The following is a 3,757-nucleotide window of genomic DNA, read 5'->3' on the forward strand; positions in this document are numbered from 1 at the left end:
GTCCCGCCCGTCCAAAAAGGACGGGCGGGACGCCCATCCCACAATAACAATTAAAATTGTAAGTTATTTAATTCGCGATCCTTAGATGAGAGGAGGGTTCACTACTGCGAGGTCGAAGTGACGGGAATATCTCAGTCAATTTACTATATGTGGCAGTATTTATGACGTTTTCTGCCAGAAACAGCACAGACAATTCAAAATTTTCACCCAAATTTTTTGGGCTCGCGCCCCATGTTATCCCGCCTACTGATACAACTGTTATCCAAAATAATATAAATATTGTGACCAATGGGATTAATTGGCAAACCTCACAAGGACAACAGTAATAAAACACAAATTTTCGGGCCAGGAATTTAGGAACAAGGACAAGACAGAATATCTGATTTATATTACATTGCCTTGGGGCGATTGTCGCCCCCTGAACGAAAAGCTTCTCGTTCTTAACACTGGTTTCAGAGTGCGCGTCAAGTTAATAAAAAAACTGCTAAATCCAAAAAATCAGAAATTGACAAGCAGAATCGTCTTATAAGCAGAAGACAGGAAAAAGGAAAACTTAATCTTGTCTCCTAGTAGAAGTAACCCGATAATCGAGGAAAGAAAATCATGGGATTAGGATGGAATGTCCATATAAAGAATGAAACAAGCAAAAAGATAACAGTTACGCATTCAATAGATAGAAATTGCTATCCGAACGATTTTGAGGGTTCGTTTGATATAAACAGTGGAACAGAAATTCATAAGTACACAGAGATGAAGTCCAGCGTATTTAGTCCGCTTAAAAAATCGTTCTTAATAATAGTTGTACAAATCGAAGCGCAGGGTAAAGGTTCATTAATAGAATTGAAGGGAAGGAACGGAGACCTCGAAAAAAGTTTCAGGCAGTTAGTACATGGAGATGGATTTGAAATTGGAATACAAGGAGAACCGAATTACAAGATTTTTCGAGCAAAAAAAAAAGAGCAAGTGGAAGTGTATTTTACATTTTATTAATTGGATATAAGATCGCTGCCTTCTATCGGCAAGATCGCACTGCTGGACACGCCATCGCATTCCCAAATGAAACTCGCCGTCGCAGCTTGCAAGTCAAGCCGGGAAACCCGCCAGGGCAAAACATTCCACAGTCACTTACGCCATCCTCAACCCCTGCGGCGCTCACCAATATCCCAAAAAGTCAAACCCCCTCTATCTTTCTTGAAATTGACACAAGTTGAAAGAAGTAAAGAGCGCGATCGCCCCCTAGCAACATATCAAAATCCAGGCGGCTAGGAAGCGATCGCCCTTCTATCCTTCTTGAAATTGACACAACTTTGAAAAAGTAGAGAGCGCGATCGCACTCCACCTATCCCAAAATTCCTTCCCGAGGTGCTCGTTGGCATCTGTGTGCAGCGTTTCTTAGAAATGGTGGTGGGACTGCTGGGTATTCTCAAAGCCGATCAAGCTTACGTGCCCCTAGACCCCGCCTTCGGCAAACAGCGACTGGCTGCTATCCTGGAGGACTCTCAGGTGCCGGTTCTTGTAACAAGCTCCCACTTAGTTGACGGACTTCTCACTCGCCAGACGGATGTGGTTTGTTTGGAGACAGGCTGGGAGACGATCGCTCACGAAAGCGAGGAAAACCCGGTCAGTGTGGTGAGGGCTCAACATCTGGTTTATGTAATTTACACCTCTGGCTCCACCGGCACCCCAAAAAAGTCGCGATCGAACACCGGCAGCTTCTCAATTACCTCCACAGCATCCAGCAAATACTCAACGTGCCAAATGCGAGTTTTGCCACCGTTTCTACCTTTGCCGCCGACTTGGGCAACACCGTAATTTTTCCCGCATTATGTGGGGGTGGGTGCCTGCATATCATCTCCCAAGACAGGGCAACCGATCCTAAAGCGCTAGCAGAATATTTTCGCCAGCAGGCGATCGACTGCCTGAAAATCGTTTCCTCTCACCTGAAAGCATTCCTCGCCCAAACGGCATCAATTTTGCCTGGCTTGCGGTTAATCTTGGGTGGGGAAGCGCTGAGCTGGGAGTTAGTCGAGAAAGTGTGAGAATACGCGCCAGACTGCCTTATTTTAAATCACTAGGGGCCAACACATACTCTTAATGCCCTGATTGAAGCAGCGCCTCCTCAAGCAAATCTGTTAGTTTGAGCGTAAGAGCCCACTGGTTCAAGTAAGCTCGATCGAGTCCTTCCCCTTGCACCTTCAAAACCCCCAACACATCCCTCCACTGTTTTTGAGAACGGCGGGGAGTTAGTTTGTACCAACTGAGTTTTTGTAGGACGATATCTTCCGGCGAATAAATGTAGATTCCCTCTTCTGTTAAGTCGCTAACAGGGTGAAGCTGACGGCGGCTCATCACCGAAGCAGAAAAAGGGTCATCCCTGTCCATCACAAAAATGTGCGCTTTCTCCAGAGAAGGCAAATAGATCACATTGAACGATGATTCGCGGGGTGCTGTTCTTGACTTGGCAATCGCTTCCATCACAGCCGACTCGCTGATGTAAAACTCGGCTGACATGACATCAATTAACTGAGGTGCTATTCGCGCCTCCAGGTCAATTACTAAGTCCAAATCTTGCGTAGATCTGTTTTCTCCCAACAGCGAACTTGCCACCGAACCTCCCACCACATAGGGAATATTCAGCGGTAGCAAGATACTGGCTATTTTTTGCGCTAACTCAATCGGATCTGCTATCACGAGCTTCTCCCAATCTAGGCTATTTGATAAAACTTCTATCCACTCAGCACCCAAGCACCTTTTAATAAATCCTTGCCGAATTTTTGCGTTGGTAAGATTGCGATGCTCGCTCTCCATTCCGAACAGTGCCAGCTTTCGGGCCGCTCGATGGAAAGCGCAAGTCCGCTGTACTTTTTGTTGGGGCGTTAACTGTCGCAATAGCTGAAACATCAGCACATCCGCCTCAATGCTGGTATCAATAGATTGCGGCTTGTATCCTGACTTGACTGTGACTGTTGGTATTGGCGGCACGGTTCAATCGAGTGCAAGTGCCTAGATTGCACAATTATATTATAGGTGACGACAAAGAGTGTACTCCGTTTGCCAAAATTCCTAATATTTTATTGACATCTTTCAGATAATACTCTGTCGCGTCAACTCTGAGTTGCTTTTCTTCTAATTGTAAAAACCTCCAAATATTTCCTGAAGTAACTGCTCCTAAAATCACTGGTATTTGATTTCCCTCCCGTTCGTTAAAAACTTGAGCAGCTAACATTTCTGAAGTACACTGACCTAACCCTCCTACAATATTTTCTTTTTTAGCTTCTACCAAAATAATGACCGGAGATTTCACAAATAACTGTTCAGTAGAATTACTGATTATATAGTCGCAGGTTCCGTTTAATCCCCGTTCATAATCTACATTAAAATCCACTCCCGAAAATAAGCTAATTTTCGAGAAAACCTGTTTTCTGAAATCCAGCAATATCGGCGCAATAATCATTTCAGATCTGGCTTTTTCGGTATTAATTTTTAATGCCAGTTGTGCATACTCTGCTAAAAAATCAGTGAGTGAAATACTAGGTTCTAAATCAGGAACATTGGCAAAAAGATCCAAATCTTCGGAAATAGTCAAATCAAAAATTTTTTGCACTCTTTCTAAAGTAAAATCACTGTAAGCCATTTGATTTTTCGGCCTTTTCTAGGCGTAATGGTAGCGCTTGCCTGACATCCCCAAGGTTTGAAGGAGTAGTCTTTTTTGGGAAACCTCTTCGGGTCAAGCAAGCTTGAGAAGATTTTAGCGCTT

4 protein-coding genes and 1 pseudogene are annotated in these 3,757 nt (G+C 44.1%); 3 read left to right on the forward strand and 2 right to left on the reverse strand.

The window, feature by feature from the left end; genetic code table 11:
• The first annotated feature begins 603 nt into the window (after positions 1 to 603).
• The 3 genes and pseudogenes from ACUVJL_RS07400 to ACUVJL_RS07410 all read left to right on the forward strand — a co-directional run bounded on the left by ACUVJL_RS07400 (position 604) and on the right by ACUVJL_RS07410 (position 2,039).
• On the forward strand, positions 604 to 990 hold the full coding sequence (locus tag ACUVJL_RS07400) for a hypothetical protein (protein WP_445245263.1): 387 nt from the start codon (positions 604 to 606) through the stop codon (positions 988 to 990).
• 66 nt (positions 991 to 1,056) lie between these two features.
• Positions 1,057 to 1,266, forward strand: coding sequence for a hypothetical protein (locus ACUVJL_RS07405; protein WP_445245264.1), 210 nt, complete (start codon positions 1,057 to 1,059; stop codon positions 1,264 to 1,266).
• A gap of 132 nt (positions 1,267 to 1,398) precedes the next feature.
• Positions 1,399 to 2,039 (forward strand): annotated as a pseudogene (locus tag ACUVJL_RS07410) (AMP-binding protein).
• A gap of 52 nt (positions 2,040 to 2,091) precedes the next feature.
• On the opposite strand, the gene ACUVJL_RS07415 reads toward ACUVJL_RS07410, so the two are convergent.
• On the reverse strand, positions 2,092 to 2,982 hold the full coding sequence (locus tag ACUVJL_RS07415) for a hypothetical protein (protein ID WP_445245265.1): 891 nt from the start codon (positions 2,980 to 2,982) through the stop codon (positions 2,092 to 2,094).
• A 34-nt stretch (positions 2,983 to 3,016) separates the two neighbouring features.
• Positions 3,017 to 3,634 (reverse strand): hypothetical protein, encoded by a 618-nt coding sequence (locus ACUVJL_RS07420; RefSeq protein WP_445245266.1) that lies wholly within the window; start codon positions 3,632 to 3,634, stop codon positions 3,017 to 3,019.
• Positions 3,635 to 3,757: the final 123 nt, after the last annotated feature.

It is taken from the genome of Microcoleus sp. OTE_8_concoct_300 (assembly GCF_031383065.1).
Taxonomy (GTDB): domain Bacteria; phylum Cyanobacteriota; class Cyanobacteriia; order Cyanobacteriales; family Microcoleaceae; genus Microcoleus.

Excerpts from the sequence above, each read along its gene's own strand:
- ACUVJL_RS07400 (WP_445245263.1), top strand. The coding sequence starts at position 604 with ATGGGATTAGGATGGAATGTCCATATAAAGAATGAAACAAGCAAAAAG.
- ACUVJL_RS07405 (WP_445245264.1), top strand. The coding sequence starts at position 1,057 with ATGAAACTCGCCGTCGCAGCTTGCAAGTCAAGCCGGGAAACCCGCCAG.
- ACUVJL_RS07420 (WP_445245266.1), bottom strand. The coding sequence starts at position 3,634 with ATGGCTTACAGTGATTTTACTTTAGAAAGAGTGCAAAAAATTTTTGAT.